Here is a 4372-nt window from a genome sequence, read left to right as displayed (position 1 = left end):
CACAACAGCCAGAAGCCAGGCAAACCAAAACAAAACAAGCCCCAAAAACCACACACAACAAACAAAAGCCCACCATGCGCAGCCCCCAGGACCAAATGGCATAAAAAACATAACACACTATCGAGTTCTCAAACAACACACCCACCAAGAGTACATGAAGAATATACTTCACAGACACTCAGAGGCGACTGCACTACAGTAAGCAGGTCAAGTCCCTGAAATCAATTTCGGATCGCGTGACCCTGATCTCTGAACTTTTCGACCCACTTCGCATCAACAGACTTTCATCCATCGATCCTGTCGTCCAGCACTGCCGTTGAGCCGTTCGGCCACATCGGCAGCGAGGAGAACTATAGTCAGATGAGATCGCCACCTGTCAAACACAATCTGCATGACCTACATCACACGGCGTTCCTTGTGCGTCACGTGGCATCTTCTCGAACCGGCACCGCTTGCAGCGTCTCTCGTCCCTCATACATTTTCAGGGGTGTACCAGGCCCGCGCGAATTCCCCAGAGCACTGTCTGCAGGCGGTCGCGGGATCCGGTCTTCTGCATGAGTCCAGTCAGGTGGTACTTGATCGTCGTCGGCTCGACGTACAGGCACGAGGCCATCTCGCCGTTGGACAGCCCTCGGGCCAGCAGCGAGAGTACCTCCAGCTCACGAGTGGTCAGAGCGACTCCCACCGAGGAGCAGTCGGCGGCCCGCCCAGAACCGGCGTCGTTGTCCATCCCGATCCCCATGTCCGCAGCCCCCACCTTGGTACTCTCCTTGGACCGCGGGTGGAGAAGGGTCTCTCCGTCGGTGGATCCTGATCCGCCACTGGTTCCACGCCTGGAAAGCTCATGAAGGATACGGCGGGTGACACGTTGATCCAGGGTTCCCTCTCCAGCGGCTACGGACCGGATCGCTCCCAGCAGGGCATCCTCGTCCGCACCTTTGAGGAGGAACCCAGCGGCCCCGGCTTCGAGCGAGGCCAGGACATCATCATCGACGTCGAAGGTGGTCAGGATGAGCACGTCCACGTCCAGGTCGGGGTCGGTGACGATCGCCCGTGTCGCTGCGATGCCGTCGATGCCGGGCATGCGGATGTCCATGCACACGACGTCGGGGCGCAGCTCTCGGGCGAGCTCGACGGCCTCGGCGCCGTCAGCCGCCTCGCCCACGACCTCGATGTCCTCCTCCGCTCCGAGAATGACGCTCAAGCCGGCGCGGACCACCGCCTGATCGTCAGCGATGACGAGTCGGATCATGAGTCTCCTATCTTCGAATCGCCGTCATCGCAGCGATCAGTGCCGACCACAGAGACGGGAATGACAAGTCGGTTGCACCAACCACCGTCGGGATCGGGGCCGGTGATCAACTCCGCACCCACCAGAGCAGCGCGCTCAGCCATACCGGACAGGCCATACCCACCGCCCTTGCCGCCAGAGTCCGCCTGACGCATCTCCGCATTCGGCGGACGTCGGTTGCTCACGACGACTTCGACACATTCGTCCTGATAGGTGACATACACCTGACAGGGGGCGCCCGGCGCGTGCCGCGCACTGTTGGCGAGCGACTCCTGGACCATGCGGTAGGCGGCGGTATCCGCCAGCGGGCTCAGGGGACAGGGCCGACCGTTGACTGCGTATCCGACCCGCTGTTGACGACGGCGGGACTCCTCAACAAGGCGCGGCACAGCCGCCAGCGACGGCAGATGCACCGGTTCCCTCGTCACCCGGGCCCCCGTCACAGCCGCTGACTCGAGTGTCGGCCCTGCGTCCGACGACGTCGGCTCGCCCAGCCGACCGCCCTCAACCTGTCCTTCACGTTGAGAGCCGCTGCTGTCCCCACTACGCAGCAGTCCAACGATCTGACGCAGATCGGCCAGAGCGGTTTGGGCGCTATCCCGCACTGCCCGGAGCATCTGGTCGGAGCGATCCGGGTCCTTGTGCCGCAGAGCCGCAGCCGCCTGAGCACTGACAATGACGCCGGAGAGGTGATGACCGGCGATGTCGTGGAGGTCTCGGGCCAGAGCATCGCGACTGGCCCGCAATTCGCGTTCAACTCGCCCACGCTCCTGCTGCTCGAGCAACTGCTTCTCCCGCTCGAGGAGCTCAGCCTTGTCGCATAGTGCACGGTGCAGCCGCTCACGCCCAAGCATGTACTCCGCCACAACCACTGCCAGGAAATAGCGTTGTACCAGTTCCGTCATCACTAAAATAGCATCGGCGATTATTCCTCGCTGACCGGAATATATCTCCCCCGCCATAAAGACGAGGATAAATACTGCCACACAACCGACGAGCGCCGACATCCAGTGCCGAATACGATAACGAACGAGATACCAGATCACCACCACCACGGCTATGGAGCCGAGCCCCGATCGATCACTGATGGTGAGGATGATGAGATCTACAACGGAGACGACTGCGAGGACTCCGTACGGGAAGTAAGCCGTCACCATCACGGCCGTCATTTGGAGGAAAACGAGCACACCCAGGACAACCGCCCTAGAAACGGTACTGGCCCCATACCTGGCGACATACTCTGAATCCACCAGCACCATGCCGATATACGTCAGAGCGGTGAACAGGCACAGCGCCACCGCAGCTCGTGGGAGCCCTGGTGACGATTGCACTCCGACGGCGGAATCGAGCATGTCCCGAGTCAAGCACATGCGCGGTGACGAAGCCCCCGACTCCGCCTCAGAACTCATCACTTGTGGCACAAAGTGACGTCGACGGTCTTATCGATCTTTGCGCCCTTCTCCTTGGCGGAGCTTTCCAGGTCGCTCTGGTCGGCAACAGCACTGGAAAGGGCGGTGACAGCGACGGTCACAGCGGTACCGTCGGGACCGACGGCATTATGAGTCTCATAACCGGGAATCCCGCCTCCATGACCCCAGGAGGTGCCTCCACAGCTGAGCGGAGTACCGAAAAGCCCCAGTCCGTACACCATGCCACCTGAACCGGTGTCGACGCCTTTCTTCATCTCGTCGATGCTGGCCTGGGTCAGCAGTCTGCCGTCGAGGACCGCCTGGAAGAAGGTGTTGAGCTCACTGGGTGTCGAGACCATCGCACCAGCCGCCCACGCCCAAGCCGGATCCATCTCGGTAATGTCCTCGAGCTCGCCGTCGACACTGAGGTGGTAACCCTGAGGGTGGGTGCCCTTGATGCTCCTGTCTCCCGGGGCCGGGAAGTAGGTGTGGGACAGTCCTAGCTTCTTGATGATGCGCTGGTCGATCTGCTCCCCCACTGGGCGTTGAGACACCCGCTCAATGAGCATCCCCAGCACAATGTAGTTCGTATTCGTGTAGGCCCACTGCGTCCCCGGCTCAAAGGCCGCCGGCTTACCCAGAGCCGTATCCAGTAGATCACGCGGCTGCGCGTAGTGATCCTTGACCTGGAAGATATCGCTCCTTCCGGGAGTCGTGTCGGTGTACTCAGGTAGTCCGCTGGTGTGTTGTAGGAGCTGGCGCACCGTGATCTTTGATCCGTCGATGCCCTCGCCCCTGATCAGGCCGGGCAGGTAGGTCTCGATCGGCTCATCGAGCCCGACCCTGCCCTCCTGGACCATCTGCATGACCACCACAGCCACAAAGGTCTTCGTGTTCGACCCGATCCTCACCTCACCGTCCATCGGCGGGGCCTGCCCCGTCTCCAGGTTGCCTTTGCCCACAGCCACCCCCGCCGACTCACCCTCGGCATCACTCACCGCCGCCAGAGCCGCCGGGTAACCGTCATCCACCAGTCCCTGGGCCCGGGACTTCAGGCTCTCAGCCTCCCCCTTCGACGGCGCCGCCGAGGCCGCACCCCCAACCGCCCCCAACGCGATCGCCGCCGCCACCGGAACCGCCAACACCCGCCACACCACCGAACGACGACGAGACAACCGGGTGCCGACAGCCCCTCCTGTTGCACTGGCCCCGATTGCTTGGGAACGGACAGAACTGATCTTCTCTGTATTACTCATGCACCCAGTGTCATCAATTCACCAGCCAGTCACCTCCTCCCACAGCACGGCATTGCCTGTCCATATGGACAGTCCGGGATAAAATATCCACCTCCGCGCTAGGCCGCCCGCGCGGGGCGCTCAGGAGGTACGCGCTCGGGAGGCCTGATAGGCGGCCCCGACGATGCCGGCCGTGTTGAGCAGATGCGCCGGGACGATCGGGGTCTTGAGGTCGAGCAGCGGCAGGTACTTCTCGTGCTTACGGGAGACTCCGCCGCCAACGACGAACAGGTCCGGGGAGAAGAGCATCTCCACGTGTGAGTAGTAGCGCTGGAGGCGCTTGGCCCACTTCTTCCAAGACAGCTCCTGCGCAGTGCGCTGTCCGGCGGAGGCCCGGGTCTCGGCGTCGTACCCGTCGATCTCCAGGTGCCCGAGCT

General features: G+C 62.2%; 3 protein-coding genes and 1 pseudogene. All 4 read right to left on the bottom strand.

Annotated features, from left to right (window positions below; all coding sequences use genetic code 11):
* Positions 1-481 precede the first annotated feature (481 nt).
* The gene (locus RWR81_RS12585; protein WP_314458067.1) at positions 482-1252 is read right to left on the bottom strand and encodes a response regulator transcription factor; all 771 of its coding nucleotides are present in this window, start codon (positions 1250-1252) and stop codon (positions 482-484) included.
* Complete coding sequence (locus RWR81_RS12580) at positions 1249-2643, bottom strand: histidine kinase (protein WP_314458066.1); 1395 nt, start codon at positions 2641-2643, stop codon at positions 1249-1251. Before RWR81_RS12580 ends, RWR81_RS12585 begins: the two co-directional genes overlap by 4 nt.
* A gap of 56 nt (positions 2644-2699) precedes the next feature.
* The gene (locus RWR81_RS12575) at positions 2700-3956 is read right to left on the bottom strand and encodes a serine hydrolase domain-containing protein (protein ID WP_314458065.1); all 1257 of its coding nucleotides are present in this window, start codon (positions 3954-3956) and stop codon (positions 2700-2702) included.
* Between the two features lie 120 nt (positions 3957-4076).
* Positions 4077-4372, bottom strand: a pseudogene (locus RWR81_RS12570) (ROK family protein); the annotation flags it as partial.

The sequence above is a fragment of the uncultured Actinomyces sp. genome (assembly GCF_963526355.1).
GTDB lineage: Bacteria > Actinomycetota > Actinomycetes > Actinomycetales > Actinomycetaceae > Actinomyces.
Note: the sequence above shows the minus strand (reverse complement) of the source record. Positions and strands in the feature narration are given on the sequence as shown.